Source organism: Flavobacterium sp. GW821-FHT12A05, from assembly GCF_058807735.1.
Window position 1 is genome coordinate 34,442 of sequence record NZ_JBXAQY010000012.1, and the last position, 17,809, is coordinate 52,250.

Sequence of the window (17,809 nt, forward strand, 5' to 3'; positions counted from 1 at the left end):
AAAATTCAGCATGCTGTTTCAAATTAAATCTTATTTAAAATTTCTGTGGAATTCTAAAAACGAACACGGTGTTCATTCGCCGTTTGTTTTTAGTTTACTAACAAAATGTTTCTATGATAAGAAGCCAAAACCAGAATACCAAATTCTAAAAAACTATAGAAAATCGCTTCTGGAGAATAAAAACTTTATTGAAGTAACAGATTTTGGCGCGGGTTCAAAGGTCTTTAAATCAAATAAAAGACAAATTTCTAAAATCGCATCGACAGCAGGAATTTCACCTAAACGTGCTGAATTGTTATTTCGCGTTACGAATTATTTTCAACCAAAGAACATTTTAGAAATAGGAACTTCATTAGGTTTGGCCACTTCTGCCCTAGCTCTTGCAAACACAAAAGCAAAAGTAATTACTTTAGAAGGATGCCCGCAAACTGCAAATCAATGTCAGTTACAATTGCAAAAATTCAATCTCGACAATGTAAATTCTGTTGTAACTGAATTTGACAGTTATCTGCAGGATATCAAACTGAGACTGAATACTGAGACTAAAAACTTCGATTTAATATACTTCGACGGAAATCATTCAAAAAATGCAACTTTATCTTATTTTGAACTTTTACTGCCAACAATCAACAACGATTCGGTTTGGATTTTTGATGATATTCATTGGTCACCAGAAATGGAAGAAGCCTGGGAGATTATCAAAAATCATCCAAAAGTAAAAGTCACCATCGACACCTTTCAATGGGGATTTGTCTTTTTTAGATATGAACAGGAAAAAGAGCATTTTACAATTCGAGCCTAGAACCCTTTCTTTTATTTAACACATAAAATCATTCTTTTTTATATTTTTGGAATCATAAACCTTAATATAAAAATACCACCAATGATTTTCAACATTAAAAAAAGCCATTTAGTACTACTTATTTCGTTCTTAGCAACGCTTACGACATATGGACAATTTATGACACAAACTGGAGTAGACGATTTAAATGCATTCCCAAATGATTTAGCGATCTATATGCCGCATACTCTTAATAGCCCTTCCACCTATGGTACTGTATTAGGTCTTAGACACTGGGGAGGACCTGGCGGATCTGATTGGAGAACTCAACTAGCTTTTAGTACTGAAAATAATTTTTATTATCGCCAATCGACAAACAATGGCGGAACTTCATGGTCAGCCTGGAATAAAATTTACCACTCTGGAAATTTAAACAACAACACTGTCGATTTTCATGCTAATCATTTAACAGCAAAAGAACTAGCCATATATAGTAATGAAAGTCTTAATGGATGGGGAATTTCGCATTTCTATTGGCAGGGCCACTCTTTAATTATGGGATCTCCAAAAGGAGCTTACGCCCATAATAGTATAATATTGAGACCTGGCGGAGCAGCAAATGGTGTTTTAGAAAACACATTTGAAATTGATGCCGCTAACGGAATAGATAATTATGAAACTCGAGTGCGTTTAACAACAACAGGGAATTCCTTTATAAATGCAGGTAATGTTGGAATTGGCACAAAAAATCCTCAAAACAAATTAGATGTTAATGGTACTATTCGTTCAAAAGAAGTAAAAGTTGAAATAAAAGACTGGTCGGATTTTGTTTTTAAAGAAGATTATAATCTGCCTACTCTTTTAGAAGTAGAAAATCAAATTAAACAAAACGGTCATTTAGAAAATATTCCGAGTGAAAAAGAAGTGCTGAAAAATGGAATCAATTTAGGTGAAATGGACGCTAAACTTTTACAAAAAATTGAAGAATTAACTTTATATATTATTGATTTGAATAAAAAGCTTGATCTTCAAAATCAGGAAATAACTGAAATGAAAAAGAAACTTAAATAGTTTATCATCAAAGCATAAAAAAAGACGATCATTAAATGATCGTCTTTTTTATCTAATTCAAAATTTTAAAATCTATTTTTTAGCTTCTTTGTTCTCTTCAGATTTAGCACCCATTCTGTTAACAGTATACATTGGTGCAAATTTGATTTTTAAACCAGCAATTTTTCTGTTATCTTCAGAGGTAAGACCTTCTTTTTCAACTGTGTTTTTACGGCTGTCAAGCGCTTCATACATCAATTTAACTTCATCCCAGTCTTCTCTAGAATATTTGTCTTTGTTATCTTCAACAGTATGAACGAATTGTTGGTAAACACTATGAATATTTTTAGCGTTAACCCAGTCAAAGTTCATATCGTCGCCAATTTTTCCTTCACCAAACAAGGCGTTTCTTAATTGCTGCTTCGGACTCGGAGCTGGAGGGGCAAAAACGGTGGTCATTTGATTTTTAAACTCTTCATATTTAATTTTGCTCGTATTTATTTTTTCAGTCGCTGCAGTATTATCTTTTAAATCTGCTAACGCTGCCTGAGCTTCTTGAGATTTTCTATCATATTCAGATTCAACAGATTTCCAATTTTCTTTTAAATTATCTGCTGAGACATTTTTAACTGAATCGACATAGGCTACATAAGAGTCAATTGTTTTTTGAGCTTTTTCTTGTTTTTCATCCTTACACGATGTAAAACCTAATGCAATTAATGCGATTCCTAATACTAGTTGTATGTTTTTCATAATTTCGATGTTTTAATTAATTGATAATCAAATTTACCTAATATTCAACCGAACAAATTACATTATTATCACTTTTGAAAATTTAAAAACATCTTAAATCTATAAAACTCATAAAATAATGATAATTATGCAAAATCAATCCGGAATGATATAACCGTTTTCAACTTTAAAAAATATATTTCTTTTGATACCTACTATCAAAAAGCTTTTGTAACAAAAACGAATTCTCGGCTACTCATTCTTTTATTGAAAAGTGTTTTGTACTTTTAAATCCAAAATTGTAAAAAGAAATGGCAAATCCATTAATTAAAATAACCGACATAAAACGAAATTTTGTATTAGGTAATGAAATCGTTTATGTTCTTAAAGGCATTAATTTAGAAATCAATAAAGGCGAATATGTCGCTTTAATGGGACCTTCGGGATCAGGAAAATCAACTTTAATGAATTTATTAGGCTGTTTGGATACGCCAACTTCCGGAAGATATATTTTAAACGGGAAAGATGTCAGCAAAATGCGCGATGATGAACTGGCCGGAATTAGAAATACAGAAATAGGATTTGTTTTTCAAACTTTTAATCTTTTACCCAGAACAACGGCTTTAGATAACGTAGCATTACCTATGATTTATGCCGGATACTCAAAATCCGAAAGAAATGCCCGCGCTACAGAAGTTTTAAAACAAGTAAATCTGGCCGACAGAATGGATCATCAGCCAAATCAATTATCAGGAGGACAACGCCAGCGTGTGGCTATTGCCCGTGCTTTGGTAAACAAACCTTCGATTATTTTAGCCGATGAACCAACAGGAAACTTGGACAGTAAAACTTCTGTAGAAATCATGAAACTTTTTGGAGACATTCATGCACAAGGAAATACTGTAATTCTGGTAACTCACGAAGAAGATATTGCTGCATACGCCCATCGAGTTATTCGTTTAAGAGACGGATTAATTGAAAGCGACACAACGAAATAATTTTAGAATTCAAATAGTTTAACCGTTTATTTGGTTAATTGTTTAACCGCAAAGGAAACTTAGAATCTTAGTATCTCAGAACCTTAGCAACTCAGTAAAAAATGAAAGTATACACCAAAACAGGCGATAAAGGAACAACGGCTCTTTTTGGAGGCACACGTGTTCCTAAAGATCATATTAGAATTGACAGTTACGGTACGGTCGACGAATTAAATTCTTATATAGGATTAATTCGCGATCAGGAAATCGATTCTCATTACAAAACTATTTTAATAGAAATTCAGGATCGTCTTTTTACAGTAGGCGCCATTTTGGCAACACCGCAGGAAAAAGAAGTTTTGAAAAACGGCGAATTGAGATTAAAAAATCTCGGAATAATCGATTCTGATATCGAATTATTGGAAAACGAAATAGATAAAATGGAAGAAAGCCTTCCTCAAATGACTCATTTTGTTGTACCGGGCGGCCACCCAACCGTGTCACATTGTCATATAGCACGCTGTATTTGCCGTCGTGCAGAACGTTTGGCAGTACATTTAAGCCATAATGAACACGTTCCGGAAATCGCAATTATGTACTTAAACCGACTTTCTGACTACCTTTTTGTATTGGCACGAAAGTTGTCCTCAGACCTTAACGCGGAGGAAGTGAAATGGATACCGAGAAAGTAAACAGTCACAGTTTTCAGTTTTTCAGACTGCAGACTCAAACAAAAAACTGAATACAAAAAAACACAGTAATTAGCAGCAAATTTCAGTTTTAAGACTGAAAAATGGCACTGAAAACTGAATACTAGCAAAGACGTTCTTAAATTTTATTAAAATAAATCAAATTTTACTTGTCTTTTTCAGTAAAAAATTTATTTTTGCACAAACTAAACAGATAACAGATGTATTGGACATTAGAATTAGCATCTTATTTAAGTGATGCGCCATGGCCTGCTAACAAAGACGAACTTATTGACTACGCTATTAGAGCTGGTGCTCCATTAGAAGTAGTAGAAAACCTTCAGTCAATAGAAGACGAAGGCGAGATATATGAATCAATGGAAGAAATTTGGCCTGATTATCCAACAGACGAAGATTATCTTTGGAATGAGGATGAATATTAAAAAATAAACCAAAGGAAAAAGTCTCATCATAGAGGCTTTTTTTTTGGTTCAAATTACATTATATAATAAAGAAATACAATAAATTATGAGTTTCATAAACAGCATCATTAAGGTCTTTGTAGGTGATAAATCTCAAAAAGATGTCAAAGCTTTACAACCTTACTTAAACAAAATTAAAACTTTCGAAACTAGTTTAATGAGTTTATCTCATGACGAACTAAGAGGTAGAACCGTTTATTTTAAAGAAAGAATTAAAGAAGCGAGAGCAGATAAAGATGCTAAAATCGCTTCACTTAAAGCCGAGGTTGAGAAAATCGAAGACATCGACAAAAGAGAAGACATTTATGATGCAATAGACGCTCTTGAAAAAGAAGCTTATGAAATCTCTGAAAAAACTTTATTGGAAATTCTTCCAGAGGCGTTTTCTGTAGTTAAAGAAACGGCTCGTCGTTTCAAAGAAAACTCTCATATTGAAGTTACTGCAACAGCAAAAGACCGCGAATTTTCTGCAACAAAACCATATATTGTTATTGACGGCGAAAAATCTGTTTGGGCAAACAAATGGAATGCTGCCGGAAAAGACATTACTTGGGACATGATTCACTATGATGTTCAGTTAATTGGTGGTATGGTACTACACGAAGGTAAAGTTGCCGAAATGCAAACGGGTGAAGGTAAAACATTAGTTGCTACACTTCCTCTTTACTTAAATGCCTTAACTGGAAACGGAGTTCACTTAGTAACCGTGAATGACTACTTAGCAAAACGTGACAGCACGTGGAAAGCACCTTTATTTGAATTCCACGGTTTAACTGTTGATTGTATCGATAATCACCAGCCAAGTACAGAACAAAGAAAGAAAGCATACGACGCCGATATCACTTACGGAACCAACAACGAATTTGGTTTTGACTACTTAAGAGATAACATGGCGCACTCACCTAGCGATTTAGTGCAGAGAAAACATAATTATGCAATTGTCGACGAGGTCGATTCTGTATTAATTGATGATGCAAGAACACCGCTTATTATTTCAGGACCAGTTCCTCAGGGAGATCGTCATGAATTCAACGAGTTGAAACCAAAAATTGAAAACCTAGTTGCACAACAACGTCAGTTAGCAAATGGTTTCTTAGCTGAAGCTAAAAAATTAATCAAAGAAGGTAATACTAAAGAAGGTGGTTTCTTATTGTTAAGAGCTTACAGAAGTTTACCTAAAAATAAAGCATTAATTAAATTTTTAAGTGAAGAAGGAATTAAACAATTACTTCAAAAAACTGAAAATCAATACATGCAGGACAACAATCGCGAAATGCATAAAGTTGACGAAGCTTTATATTTTGTGATTGAAGAAAAAAACAATCAGGTAGAATTGACAGATAACGGTATCAAATACCTTTCTGGAGATACTGATGCTGACTTTTTCGTACTTCCGGATATTGGAACAGAAATCGCAGCTATCGAAAAACAAAAACTGGATAAAGATGCTGAAGCAGAAGCTAAAGAAAGATTATTCCAGGATTTTGGAGTAAAAAGCGAGCGTATCCATACTTTAACACAGCTTTTAAAAGCGTATGCTCTTTTTGAAAAAGATGTAGAATACGTTATCATGGACAACAAAATTATGATTGTCGATGAGCAGACAGGTCGTATCATGGACGGTCGTCGTTATTCTGACGGTTTACACCAAGCGATCGAAGCTAAAGAAAATGTAAAAATCGAAGCTGCTACACAAACTTTTGCTACTGTTACATTACAGAATTATTTCAGAATGTACAGCAAATTAGGTGGTATGACAGGTACAGCAGTTACAGAAGCTGGAGAGTTATGGCAGATTTATAAATTGGATGTTGTTGAAATTCCAACCAACCGTCCAATCGCAAGACACGATAAAGAAGATTACATCTATAAAACAACACGTGAAAAATTCAACGCTGTTATCGAAGACGTTACCGAATTATCAAACGCTGGAAGACCAGTATTGATTGGAACAACTTCTGTAGAGATATCTGAATTATTAAGCCGAATGTTAAAAATGAGAGGCGTTACACATAACGTTTTGAATGCTAAAATGCACAAACAAGAGGCACAAATCGTAGAAGAAGCGGGTAAAGCCGGAGTTGTAACTATTGCAACAAACATGGCTGGTCGTGGTACCGATATTAAATTATCTCCAGAAGTAAAGGCTGCCGGAGGTTTAGCAATCGTGGGTACAGAACGTCATGATTCTCGTCGTGTAGACAGACAGTTACGTGGTCGTGCAGGACGTCAGGGAGATCCGGGAAGTTCTCAATTTTATGTTTCTCTTGAAGATAACCTAATGCGTTTATTTGGTTCTGAAAGAGTAGCAAAAGTAATGGACAGAATGGGATTGAAAGAAGGTGAAGTTATTCAGCATTCTATGATGACTAAATCTATCGAACGTGCTCAGAAAAAAGTAGAAGAAAACAACTTTGGTGTTCGTAAACGTTTATTAGAATATGATGACGTAATGAACTCACAGCGTGAAGTAGTTTACAAACGTCGTCGCCACGCTTTATTTGGTGAGCGTTTGAAACTGGATATCGCTAATATGCTTTATGATACTTGCGAATTAATCGTAAGCAGTAATAAAGTAACAAATGATTTCAAAGGATTTGATTTTGATTTAATTCGTTATTTCGGAATTACTTCTCCAATTTCAGAAGCTGATTTCGTAAAATTATCAGACATTGAAATTACAGGAAAAGTATACAAAGAAGCTTTAGCATTCTATACAGAAAAAACAGAAAGAAGCGCCAGAGAAGCTTTCCCAATTATCAAAGGAGTTTACGAAGAGCCAAACAATCATTTCGAAAGAATTGTAGTTCCATTTACTGACGGAATCAAAACTTTGAATGTAGTAACAGATCTTAAAAAAGCTTACGATAGCGAAGGAGCTCAATTAATTGCTGATTTCGAGAAAAACATTACACTTTCTATTGTTGATGAAGCTTGGAAAAAACACTTACGCAAAATGGACGAATTGAAACAATCTGTTCAATTAGCTGTCCATGAGCAAAAAGATCCATTGCTTATTTACAAATTAGAAGCTTTCAACTTGTTTAGAGGAATGTTAGACAACGTTAACAAAGAAGTTATCTCATTCTTATTCAAAGGTGATTTACCAGCTCAAAACGTTCCTGAAATTCACGAAGCAAGAGAAGTTCGTCAAAAAGAAAACTTCAAATTAAGCAAAGACGAAATTCCAAGCAGCGAAGATATTAATCGCGAAGCTGGAGAAACGCAGCAGCGTCAGGTTACAGAAACCATTGTGAGAGATAATCCAAAAATCAATCGTAATGACAATGTAACTGTTCAGGAAGTTGCAACTGGTAAAACAGAAACAATGAAATACAAAAAAGCAGAAACTCTTTTAGCTTCAGGAGCTTGGGTTATTGTTAAAGAATAATTTCTTAGTATTCAGTTTACAGTCTCAGTATTTAGTCGCAGTGGACAGTTTTCAGACTGATACTTAAATTACATATCAAACCCGACAGGTTTTAAAAACCTGTCGGGTTTTTAGTTTTAAATAGTTTGCAGTTGCAGTCTCAGTTTACAGTTTACAGTTTACAAACCAAAACTGTGAATACTGAGACTGAACACTGAGACTGAACACTGAGACTGCGACTGAAAAACTGAAAACTTTTTTTAAAGAAAAGTTAAAAACAAAACGAATTAAGTGTATTTTTGCATTCGAAAACAATGAAACCTACTCTTGAAGAAGTTTTTTATCATATTACTTTCTTGTATCCTGCTAGTGCCATCTTTTGGCAATTTCTTTGTTTATGCTTCTTTCAAAATAAATCAGGACGAAATTGTAAAAACCATTTGTGTGCAGCGCAAGCAGGTTTTCAATACATGTAATGGTCGATGCGAACTTCAAAAAAGCCTGAAAAAATACGCCGATAACGAAAAGAAAATGCAAGACAATCTAAAAGAGAAATCAGAGATTGTTTACATTCAAAATACAATTACTGCACAATACAAATTGATCGCTCCAATTGAAACTAAAACAAAAAACTTTGCTGTTTTAGACCAAAAACCTATTTCGGTTTCAATTGTAGGTTTTCGTCCGCCTTCCGTTTTTATATAATTTTTTAAATCCGATTTCATTTCAAAACTGAAATCAATTTTCGTTGTTCAAAAAACAATGAAAAAGCGTTTACGCATTCTCAAAATTTAAATCAAATTATATAAAAATTCATAAAATGAAAAATATTTTATACAAAGCATTTGCTATTGTAGCACTATCTATATCTCTAGTTTCTTGTTCAAGCGATGATAATAACGAAACAGCTCAAGGAAACGGAAAAATCACTTTAAAATTCGATAACGCTTACGGAACTAACGATTTAATTTTAAACACACAGGGAAACACAACTTCTAACAGCGAAGTATTAAAAATCTCTCTTGTAAAATATATCGTGAGCAACGTTGTTTTTACAAAAGCCGACGGATCTACTTTTGTATACCCAAAAAGCAAAAGTTATTTTATTGCTGACGAAGCTACTGCTGCCGGACAACAATTTCAATTAACAGATATTCCTGCCGGAGATTATGTAAAAGTAAAATTTGGAATTGGAGTTGACGAAGAACAATGGAAACTAGGCGCTGCTGGTCAAGGAGATTTTCTTGCAAAAGCTAATGATGCCGGAATGTTATGGTCTTGGGCTGCGGGTTACAAATTCTTTGCTTTAGAAGGTAACTTTACTTCTCCAACCGTAACAACTGCTGCTCCATTTATGATTCATACCGGAAAAACCGGAACAGATTACAACTATACTGATGTAACATTAGACTTACCTACAAAAGCTTTGGTTCGTACTAACATTACTCCTGCTGTTCACATCATTACAGATCTTTCTAAAATCATTGACGGAAAAAACAAAATCAAACTTTCAGACAACAACATGGGCGGCATGGGCGCGATGATTATGGGTGGTGCAAATTTACCATTGATTACTCAAAACATCAGCACAATGTTTAGAGTAGATCACGTACATAACGATTAAATTTATTTTCAGGAGCACAAAAGCTAAGGTTCCACAGACGTAACGTCCCGTTATCCGCTAAATCTTTTATGGTCTCGTTAAAGAAACGAGACCATAAAAGGATATCGTGTATCCCGATAGCCATCGGGAGGGCTAAACAACAACTTTTGTGCTTCTTAAAACCCAAAAATCATGTTGAAAATAAAATATTTTCTATGGCTGCTAGTTCCGTTATTATGGAGCTGTTCAGATCAGGATGACAACGATGCAGCTTATGTAAACATTCCGCTGGAATTTAAAGTCCCGTCAAATTTTCCTGATCTTGCTTATAATATTGCCTTAAATCCTCCAACAGAAAAAGGATTTGAACTAGGAAAAAAACTTTTTTACGACGGCCGTTTAGCCTCAGACGGAGTAGTTTCATGCGGATTCTGCCATATACAAGCCAACGCCTTTACGCATCACGGACACACCGTAAGTCACGGAGTTGACAATGCACAGGGAACGAGAAATACACCGCCAATTCAGAATTTAGCTTTCCAAAGCATTTTTATGTACGACGGAGCAGCAGATCATTTAGATTTACAGCCTATTATTCCGCTTACGAGTATTATCGAAATGAATGGCGATTTGACTGCGATTCTAAAAATGATGAAAGGCGACAAAGAGTATCAAAAACTATTTGGACAGGCTTTTGGCGATAACGCCATTACAACTGAAAACATGCTGAAAGCACTTTCGCAATTTATGGTTATGGTGGTTTCATCTAATTCTAAGTTTGACAAATACCGACGCAATGAATCCGGTGGTACGTTTACCTCCGATGAATTGGCAGGTTACGATTTGTTTAAATCTAAATGTGCTTCGTGCCACGCAACAGATTTACAAACCGATAATTCGTTCCGAAATAATGGCTTAGCTGTAAACCCGGCCGTTAACGATGTGGGTAGATATAAAGTAACAGAACTGGCAAGTGATTACTACAAGTTTAAAGTACCAAGTTTACGAAATGTAGAAGTTTCGGGACCATATATGCACGACGGAAGATTTGGAACTCTCGAAGGTGTTCTGGATCATTATGCAAGCGGTATTGAGGATTCTCAAACATTAGATCCTATTTTAAAACAGAATGGGAAATTCGGAATCGCTCTTAATGCAACAGAGAAAAAACAAATAATTGCTTTTCTAAAAACGTTGACGGATACACAGTATTTAACAGATAAGCGTTTTGCAGAATTTTAAGAACGTAGAGACGCACAGCAGTGCGTCTGCGCAAAGATTGTCTACAACGTGTTAGACGCACTGCAGTGCGTCTCTACAAATACACTTTGTGGCAAAAAAATAAACGAATAAAAACAGGTGTCCTAGCCCCGATTGCAGTGGAAAGCCTTTTTGAAAAAAGACCAAATTTTTCTTGAGTTTATGAAGCGACCAACGGAAGCTTTATAAACTTTTAGAAAAATGGGATTTTGAAAAAAGCTTGAAACGAAAAGCGGGATTAGCTCCTAAAAATAATTAAAATGAAAAAATTAATAGTAATATGTGTTCTTCTGGCTGGTTTTTCGGCTTTTAGTTTTACTGTAAAAGATAGTATTTCGGCCTTCACTTTTCACCGTTTAGAAATGATGGAAGATTTTGACTGCGACGCCTGCGGTTGTTCTGCAAGCGGCGGAAGCATGGGTTTTAGTTCGATGCTGAACAATAATTTTGTTGGTTTGAGGTATTTTAAACAAAGTTATACGAGCCGTGACGGAATCTTCGCCAATTCTCCGTGGATTGATGAAAACTTCAACACCATTCAGGCTTGGGCAAGAATTCCGGTTACAGAGAAAATTCAGATTTCGGCTTTGGTTCCGTATCATTTTCATGAAAGAGAATTAACGGCCGGAACGCAAAGTATTGAAGGTCTTGGCGATATTACCATTATGGGACTTTATACGGTTTTTGAAACTAAAAAAGACAGCGCGGTTTTTACACATAAAGTAAATATTGGCGGGGGAGTTAAGATTCCTACCGGAAAATTCAAGGAAATTAACAACTTAGGAAGTATCAATCAGAGTTTTCAATTAGGAACCGGAAGCTGGGATTTTCCATTGGTGACTGAATATGTTATTAAAAGAAATAATCTAGGTTTAAACGCAACGGCAAATTATATTTTTAAAACTGAAAACAGTAAAAATTACCAGTACGGCGATCAGTTTAATTATGGAGGTACTTTTTTCTATTTATTTAATGCAAAAGAGTTTCAGATTGTACCGCAAGCGGGTCTGGCAGGCGAAGTATATCAAACTAATAAGCAGCATTCTCTAGATTTACCAAATACTGCAGGAGATATTTTGTTTAGCAAATTTGGTATTGAAGCAGGAAAAAATAAATTCTCGATTGGTGTAAATGCGATGCTTCCTATCAAACAAAATCTTTCGAATGGAAATATGGAGGCAAATTACAGATGGAGTGTTAATTTGAATTATACTTTATAAAGGTGCTAAGGCTCTAAGGGACTAAGGTTCTAAGTTTTTTTTATCTGCAATTCACAATTTTATCTGCGATAAAATTGTGAATTTCCGGCTTATTTTTATCCTGAAAAATCCTAAGAGAAAAACTTAGAACCTTAGTATCTTAGCATCTTAGAAACTTAATTTTACAATGGATTTTCCTGATAATAACGTGCTTCTATTCTTTTGATATCTTTTATTGAATTTTTAGCCCAAGCCAAACGTTTTTCCAGAATTTCCTGATCGGTTAACTGCCAGTCAATATCTGAATTTCGTAATCTGTTGGTTAGGTTTTGGATGATGATGGCAGCTGAAACGGAAATATTTAAACTTTCTGTAAAACCAACCATGGGGATTTTTAAGAAACCATCGGCATTTTGAAGAATTTCTTCTGACAATCCGTCTCTTTCTGTACCAAAAAATAAGGCACTGGGTTTTGAAATATCGAAATCTTCAAGCAGACAATCGTTTTCATGAGGCGTTGTTGCTATAATTTGATATCCTTGATTTTTTAAAGTCGAAAGGCAGTTTGAAACCGAATCAAATTTATTAATGTCAACCCATTTTTGAGCTCCCATTGCAATTTCTTTATCGATTCGTTTTCCGTAACGCTGCTCGATAACATTTAATTCCTGAATTCCAAAAACCTCACAGCTGCGCATTACCGCGCTTGTGTTATGCATTTGAAAAACATCTTCGACCGCAATAGTAAAATGTTTGGTACGATTTGCTAATACTTTAAGAAATTTTTCTTTTCGGTTGTCCGTTAATATATTTTCAAGAAATGCCAGGTAATCTAAATCAATCATTTTGTATGTGTTTGGCACAAAAATACATTAGAAATAAACAAAACAAAAATTCATTTGTATTTTCAGTGTTCTAAATGCTCGAGTAATGTATTGTTTAGTTTTTCGTGCAAAGTATTGAGTTTAGAAAAATCTACCTGAAGCGCTTCTTCTTTAAACGAATCACCTTCAAAAACAACATTTTTATTTTTAGAATGCGTAATTAAACGTTCAAAAATTTTTTCAAGTTCATCATTAGAATAATGAACATTAATAAAGGCCATTAATTTTTCAAGCGCATTTCTCATTCCTTCATTATAATTTAAAAGCACAGTATTTTGATCTGTTTTGTAAAAATTCAGAAATCCCTGAAAATATTTCTCCAAAACTAAAGCTCCATACTGCTGAAAACTTGTTTTTTTTATTTCCTGAGGCGAAATCCCAAAAACACTTGGCGGAATTAAATTAGGCACCATGTGCATTCCCATCATTTTTTGGTGCGATTTTAAAATCTCAGTCGGATTTCTGTACAATAATCCAAAAGGGATTTCAGGAAAAATTGATCTAAGATAACCTGCGTTGAAAATATGCCAGGCATCGAGTTTTACAATTAAATATTTTTGTTCAGGAAATCTTTTTTGGCCTAAAAATTTAAGTACCGATTTTATAAGACGCGTTTTTTTATCTAGCCCAAAATAATCACTTCTTAAAATTTGATCAATAATAGGTGCTTCAGCAATCATGATATTTTCAGAAGAAGCAGCAAAACACTGACTCAGCATAGTAGAACCACATCTTGAAACATGAAAAACCAGCGATTTTAACTCGACAGATTCTAATTCTTGCGACCATTCTATCACATTTTCGGCTGTACTTACAACTTTATTTCTTTTTGAATTAAAATCATGAACTTTACATTTCGAAATAGTTTCTTCAAAAAAGGGTTCAGTAATTTTTTTATCTGAGAGATAAATCCATTCAAAATAAACTTCATTATCATTTTCGATTAATTTATACGGAATCCAATTAGAGAGAGAATGGCTTATATTTTTCATTTTTGGAGTTTATTTGGATTGAAGATCTGCAATAATTTTGGCATTTATTTCTGATGGGTTTCGAGAAAGTTCCTCGATAATACGTTGTTTAATTTCGTCTGAATATTCAATTTCCTTAGGGGCATAACTAACATCAAATCCCATTTCGGCAAATAGTTTATCAGACCATTCGTTTCTTATACAGTCAATTGTGAGATGAATTCTAGGTTCGGTGCTTTTATTTTCTACACTGTGCGGTAACTGAAAATTAGCATACCAGCACTCTCCCATTTCCATTTGAATGCGTTTTTTGTCGACATAAAAATAAACCTCAGAATTGGTTATAATAGGAACATGAATTCTAAAAAATCCATCTTCATACGAAGTATCATTGTCAACATGCTCTTTTATTTCGCTGTTTGGTCCTAATCGCAATAAACGAACGGCTTCTTTTTCGCATTGAAACCAATCCATAATTTCTTTAAAATAATTACAGCGGTCAAGGAGAGCAGTATTTTTATACTCTTTATTTGGGAAAGAAGTAATATCACTTATAGATCCTGACTGCGATCGTAAAGAAACACTGGTCCAATTTCCTTCATAACGACCGGTATTAAAGTGCGGTGTCCATAACTCACTTTCGCATAAAGCAAGTTCTTCTTGTAATTTATCTATCGAAAAAGTAATAGAAAGTCTGCTTGACGAAGGATTCATACATTACTAAGATTAAATTTGACATGATTTGTTTGGGTACGTAAATATATAATTTATAAGAACTTGATCATCTCATAAATAGGCAAAATTTTACAAATTCAGAAAAGCCCAAAATTCGAATTTGTTTTACAGATTGGAAACAATAAAATGATACAGTTTATTGGTCGAAAAAGTCACCGATTCAGAATCGGTTTTTAAAATTAAATCTGCTTTTACAGGAATTTCAAAAACATCGCTTATTCCGGTAAAATTTTTAATTTTATCATTGTCATGATCCGGCAGCAACGCTTTTTTATACAATCCTTTTGGGTCTCTTTCGATTAAATTTTCTACCGGACAATCTAAAAATACAGTCCTGACAAATTGATACTGTCTTAATTCATTTCGTACACTTTCATAAGGATTGATTACTGACATCAATACAATGGTATTATCCTCAACAAAGTTTCTTCCAACATCAAAAAGACGTCTCACATTTTCGCATCTGTCTTCTTTAGAAAATCCCAGATCTTTACAAATCGTTTTTCGGTATACATCGCCGTCAATTATTTCGACTTTATAATTATTTTGAATTAATAATTGTCGAACATTTTCGGCCAGTGTCGTTTTTCCCGAACCAGATAATCCTGTAAATTGTATTAAAAGCATTTCAATTTTCTATTTCTTAATTGAACATTAAAACTAGATAATTTGCAAAGTCAAAACAATAAGTATAAGTACGGTTTATTTCTCTCAAAATTATTTAAAAAAGAACCTTGTAAGTAAGCCTTCCATTTTTGAAATTGCTATTTTTATCTTTTAATTGAAATAAGAATGAAAAAGAAACTTGTGGTTTTAACCGGCGCAGGAATTAGTGCCGAAAGCGGTATTAAAACATTTCGTGACAGCGATGGTTTATGGGAAGGACATGATGTAATGGAAGTGGCAACTCCCGAAGGCTGGCACAAAAACCAGGAACTGGTTTTGGATTTTTACAATAAAAGACGCCAGCAGCTGAAAGAAGTAAGTCCAAATTTGGGACACCAGATTTTGGCCGAATTAGAAAAAGATTTTGATGTTTATATTATTACTCAAAATGTAGACGATTTGCATGAACGTGCAGGAAGTACCAACGTTTTGCATTTGCACGGCGAATTGTTAAAAGTTCGAAGCACCCAAAATCACAACTTAATTTTAGATTGGACAGATGATTTGTTCACTGGGGATTTAGATGAAAACGGACACCAATTACGCCCGCATATTGTTTGGTTTGGAGAACAGGTTCCAGCCCTTGAAGAAGCTATTCCTCTGGTAGAAAATGCCGATTATTTTGCCGTTATCGGGACTTCGCTTCAGGTTTATCCTGCTGCAGGATTGGTTTCGTATACTTACAGTATTACCCCTATTTTTTATATTGATCCAAAACCTATTTCAATTCCTAATAGCAGCAACAAAGTAGAAGTGATTGCCAAAACGGCTACCGAAGGTGTTGCAGAAATGAGACAAAAATTATTTGAATTAGAAAACATATCATAAATCCAGCAATGGTTTTTGGGGTAAAATCTTCAAAACCATTATTTAAATTGAAAGTTAGTCCATAATAAAGCTTCAGTAATTTTCAGAAGTTTTAACAATCACCTATATTTGCACCTTTCGAAAAACAACATAACAATGACTACTCTAAACAAATTGAATGCTATATCACCAATTGATGGAAGATATAGAAATAAAACTCAAAATTTAGCACCTTTCTTTTCAGAAGAAGCTTTAATAAAATATCGCGTATTAGTTGAAATTGAATATTTCATCGCTTTATGCGAAATTCCATTACCACAGCTTTCTGGCGTAAATTCAGATTTATTCGAGAGCTTAAGAAATATCTACAAAAATTTCTCTACCGAGGATGCACTTTGGATTAAAGAAACAGAAAAAGTAACCAACCACGACGTAAAAGCAGTTGAATACTTTATTAAAGATGCTTTTGAAAAACTGGGTTTATCTCAATACAAAGAGTTTATTCACTTCGGATTAACATCTCAGGATATTAATAATACGGCTATTCCGCTTTCTACAAAAGACGCTTTCGAGCAGGTTTACATGCCATCTTTAATTGCTTTAATTTCTAAATTAAAAGAATTAAGCGTAGAATGGGCAGCCATTCCAATGCTGGCTCGTACGCACGGACAACCAGCTTCTCCTACTCGTTTAGGAAAAGAAATCCTGGTTTTTGTAGAGCGTTTAGAAGAGCAGATGCGTTTGTTGTTCAACGTTCCGTTTGCAGCTAAATTTGGCGGTGCAACAGGAAACTTCAATGCACACCATGTAGCGTATCCGCAAATTGACTGGAAACAATTCGGAAATAAATTTGTTGAATCTGATTTAGGGTTACACCATTCATTTCCAACAACTCAAATCGAGCATTACGACCATTTCGCAGCCTTTTTTGATGGTTTAAAAAGAATCAACAATATCATTATCGATTTAGATCGTGATATCTGGACGTATGTTTCTATGGATTACTTTAAACAAAAAATCAAAGCAGGCGAAATTGGTTCATCTGCAATGCCGCATAAAGTAAACCCTATTGATTTTGAAAATTCAGAAGGAAATTTAGGAATTGCAAATGCTATTTTTGAACATCTGGCTGCTAAACTTCCAATTTCGAGATTACAGCGTGATTTAACTGACAGTACTGTTTTACGTAATATTGGCGTTCCAATGGGGCACACTATTATTGCTTTTGAAGCTTCTTTAAAAGGTTTAAACAAATTGCTTTTAAACGAAGGTAAATTTGCTGAAGATTTAGAGAAAAACTGGGCGGTTGTGGCAGAAGCTATTCAGACCATTTTGCGTCGTGAAGCATATCCAAATCCGTATGAAGCATTAAAAGGCTTGACAAGAACGAATGAAGCAATTGATAAAAATGCGATTCATAATTTCATTGCAACTTTAGAAGTTTCTGACGCTGTTAGAGCTGAATTAATGCAGATAACTCCTAGCAATTACACAGGAATTTAAAGAAAAACTAAAATATTTTGTCAAAAAAAGCTATCTTTATCGAGATAGCTTTTTTTATTTAACCGGAGCAGTTTAGTGGATTTCATTTGGAATTGAAAAG

At 34.3% G+C, this 17,809-nt stretch carries 17 protein-coding genes; 12 read left to right on the plus strand and 5 right to left on the minus strand.

Features of this window, described 5'->3' with window-relative positions:
• The first annotated feature begins 10 nt into the window (after positions 1 to 10).
• Entirely contained in the window at positions 11 to 802 is a 792-nt protein-coding gene (locus AC1RRQ_RS22685; protein WP_493025290.1) for an O-methyltransferase, read from the plus strand.
• Between the two features lie 81 nt (positions 803 to 883).
• Positions 884 to 1,852, plus strand: a complete 969-nt coding sequence (locus AC1RRQ_RS22690; RefSeq protein ID WP_493025291.1) for a pyocin knob domain-containing protein — start codon at positions 884 to 886, stop codon at positions 1,850 to 1,852.
• 72 nt (positions 1,853 to 1,924) lie between these two features.
• Here the strand turns inward: AC1RRQ_RS22690 and AC1RRQ_RS22695 are convergent, their stop codons facing one another.
• Complete coding sequence (locus AC1RRQ_RS22695; RefSeq protein WP_493025292.1) at positions 1,925 to 2,584, minus strand: DUF6565 domain-containing protein; 660 nt, start codon at positions 2,582 to 2,584, stop codon at positions 1,925 to 1,927.
• Positions 2,585 to 2,874: 290 nt separating this feature from the next.
• Between AC1RRQ_RS22695 and AC1RRQ_RS22700 the strand changes: the two genes are divergently transcribed.
• The 8 genes from AC1RRQ_RS22700 (at position 2,875) to AC1RRQ_RS22735 (ending at position 12,164) form a co-directional block, all read left to right on the plus strand.
• Complete coding sequence (locus tag AC1RRQ_RS22700) at positions 2,875 to 3,561, plus strand: ABC transporter ATP-binding protein (protein WP_493025293.1); 687 nt, start codon at positions 2,875 to 2,877, stop codon at positions 3,559 to 3,561.
• Positions 3,562 to 3,662: 101 nt separating this feature from the next.
• Positions 3,663 to 4,232: a cob(I)yrinic acid a,c-diamide adenosyltransferase gene (locus AC1RRQ_RS22705; RefSeq protein WP_493025294.1), complete on the plus strand. Its 570-nt coding sequence runs from the start codon at positions 3,663 to 3,665 to the stop codon at positions 4,230 to 4,232.
• A gap of 218 nt (positions 4,233 to 4,450) precedes the next feature.
• A complete protein-coding gene (locus AC1RRQ_RS22710) occupies positions 4,451 to 4,672 on the plus strand; it encodes a DUF2795 domain-containing protein (protein ID WP_007138072.1) in 222 nt (73 codons plus the stop codon).
• Positions 4,673 to 4,757: 85 nt separating this feature from the next.
• A complete protein-coding gene (gene secA / locus AC1RRQ_RS22715; RefSeq protein WP_493025295.1) occupies positions 4,758 to 8,102 on the plus strand; it encodes a preprotein translocase subunit SecA in 3,345 nt (1,114 codons plus the stop codon).
• Positions 8,103 to 8,408: 306 nt separating this feature from the next.
• Entirely contained in the window at positions 8,409 to 8,786 is a 378-nt protein-coding gene (locus tag AC1RRQ_RS22720) for a hypothetical protein (protein WP_493025296.1), read from the plus strand.
• Between the two features lie 115 nt (positions 8,787 to 8,901).
• On the plus strand, positions 8,902 to 9,705 hold the full coding sequence (locus tag AC1RRQ_RS22725; RefSeq protein ID WP_493025297.1) for an MbnP family protein: 804 nt from the start codon (positions 8,902 to 8,904) through the stop codon (positions 9,703 to 9,705).
• A gap of 171 nt (positions 9,706 to 9,876) precedes the next feature.
• Complete coding sequence (locus AC1RRQ_RS22730; protein ID WP_493025298.1) at positions 9,877 to 10,926, plus strand: cytochrome-c peroxidase; 1,050 nt, start codon at positions 9,877 to 9,879, stop codon at positions 10,924 to 10,926.
• Positions 10,927 to 11,204: 278 nt separating this feature from the next.
• Entirely contained in the window at positions 11,205 to 12,164 is a 960-nt protein-coding gene (locus tag AC1RRQ_RS22735; RefSeq protein WP_493025299.1) for a transporter family protein, read from the plus strand.
• Positions 12,165 to 12,325: 161 nt separating this feature from the next.
• On the opposite strand, the gene AC1RRQ_RS22740 is transcribed toward AC1RRQ_RS22735, so the two are convergent.
• The 4 genes from AC1RRQ_RS22740 to cysC form a co-directional block, all read right to left on the minus strand.
• A complete protein-coding gene (locus tag AC1RRQ_RS22740) occupies positions 12,326 to 12,988 on the minus strand; it encodes a TrmH family RNA methyltransferase (RefSeq protein ID WP_493025301.1) in 663 nt (220 codons plus the stop codon).
• 62 nt (positions 12,989 to 13,050) lie between these two features.
• Positions 13,051 to 14,019 carry a sulfotransferase family protein gene (locus tag AC1RRQ_RS22745; protein ID WP_493025302.1) on the minus strand — a complete coding sequence of 323 codons (969 nt, stop codon included), beginning with the start codon at positions 14,017 to 14,019 and terminating at the stop codon, positions 13,051 to 13,053.
• Between the two features lie 9 nt (positions 14,020 to 14,028).
• On the minus strand, positions 14,029 to 14,712 hold the full coding sequence (locus tag AC1RRQ_RS22750) for an aspartyl/asparaginyl beta-hydroxylase domain-containing protein (RefSeq protein ID WP_493025304.1): 684 nt from the start codon (positions 14,710 to 14,712) through the stop codon (positions 14,029 to 14,031).
• Between the two features lie 126 nt (positions 14,713 to 14,838).
• Entirely contained in the window at positions 14,839 to 15,360 is a 522-nt protein-coding gene (gene cysC / locus AC1RRQ_RS22755) for an adenylyl-sulfate kinase (RefSeq protein WP_493025305.1), read from the minus strand.
• 165 nt (positions 15,361 to 15,525) lie between these two features.
• Between cysC and AC1RRQ_RS22760 the strand changes: the two genes are divergently transcribed.
• Positions 15,526 to 16,227, plus strand: a complete 702-nt coding sequence (locus AC1RRQ_RS22760) for an SIR2 family NAD-dependent protein deacylase (RefSeq protein ID WP_493025306.1) — start codon at positions 15,526 to 15,528, stop codon at positions 16,225 to 16,227.
• A gap of 135 nt (positions 16,228 to 16,362) precedes the next feature.
• Positions 16,363 to 17,709 (plus strand): adenylosuccinate lyase, encoded by a 1,347-nt coding sequence (gene purB, locus AC1RRQ_RS22765; protein WP_493025307.1) that lies wholly within the window; start codon positions 16,363 to 16,365, stop codon positions 17,707 to 17,709.
• Positions 17,710 to 17,809 lie beyond the last annotated feature (100 nt).

Bases quoted from the DNA above. Each gene is read 5' to 3' on its own strand.
- AC1RRQ_RS22685 (WP_493025290.1), top strand. From the start codon at position 11: ATGCTGTTTCAAATTAAATCTTATTTAAAATTTCTGTGGAATTCTAAA.
- AC1RRQ_RS22690 (WP_493025291.1), top strand. From the start codon at position 884: ATGATTTTCAACATTAAAAAAAGCCATTTAGTACTACTTATTTCGTTC.
- AC1RRQ_RS22695 (WP_493025292.1), bottom strand. From the start codon at position 2,584: ATGAAAAACATACAACTAGTATTAGGAATCGCATTAATTGCATTAGGT.
- AC1RRQ_RS22700 (WP_493025293.1), top strand. From the start codon at position 2,875: ATGGCAAATCCATTAATTAAAATAACCGACATAAAACGAAATTTTGTA.
- AC1RRQ_RS22705 (WP_493025294.1), top strand. From the start codon at position 3,663: ATGAAAGTATACACCAAAACAGGCGATAAAGGAACAACGGCTCTTTTT.
- AC1RRQ_RS22710 (WP_007138072.1), top strand. From the start codon at position 4,451: ATGTATTGGACATTAGAATTAGCATCTTATTTAAGTGATGCGCCATGG.
- secA (WP_493025295.1), top strand. From the start codon at position 4,758: ATGAGTTTCATAAACAGCATCATTAAGGTCTTTGTAGGTGATAAATCT.
- AC1RRQ_RS22725 (WP_493025297.1), top strand. From the start codon at position 8,902: ATGAAAAATATTTTATACAAAGCATTTGCTATTGTAGCACTATCTATA.
- AC1RRQ_RS22730 (WP_493025298.1), top strand. From the start codon at position 9,877: ATGTTGAAAATAAAATATTTTCTATGGCTGCTAGTTCCGTTATTATGG.
- AC1RRQ_RS22735 (WP_493025299.1), top strand. From the start codon at position 11,205: ATGAAAAAATTAATAGTAATATGTGTTCTTCTGGCTGGTTTTTCGGCT.
- AC1RRQ_RS22740 (WP_493025301.1), bottom strand. From the start codon at position 12,988: ATGATTGATTTAGATTACCTGGCATTTCTTGAAAATATATTAACGGAC.
- AC1RRQ_RS22745 (WP_493025302.1), bottom strand. From the start codon at position 14,019: ATGAAAAATATAAGCCATTCTCTCTCTAATTGGATTCCGTATAAATTA.
- AC1RRQ_RS22750 (WP_493025304.1), bottom strand. From the start codon at position 14,712: ATGAATCCTTCGTCAAGCAGACTTTCTATTACTTTTTCGATAGATAAA.
- cysC (WP_493025305.1), bottom strand. From the start codon at position 15,360: ATGCTTTTAATACAATTTACAGGATTATCTGGTTCGGGAAAAACGACA.
- AC1RRQ_RS22760 (WP_493025306.1), top strand. From the start codon at position 15,526: ATGAAAAAGAAACTTGTGGTTTTAACCGGCGCAGGAATTAGTGCCGAA.
- purB (WP_493025307.1), top strand. From the start codon at position 16,363: ATGACTACTCTAAACAAATTGAATGCTATATCACCAATTGATGGAAGA.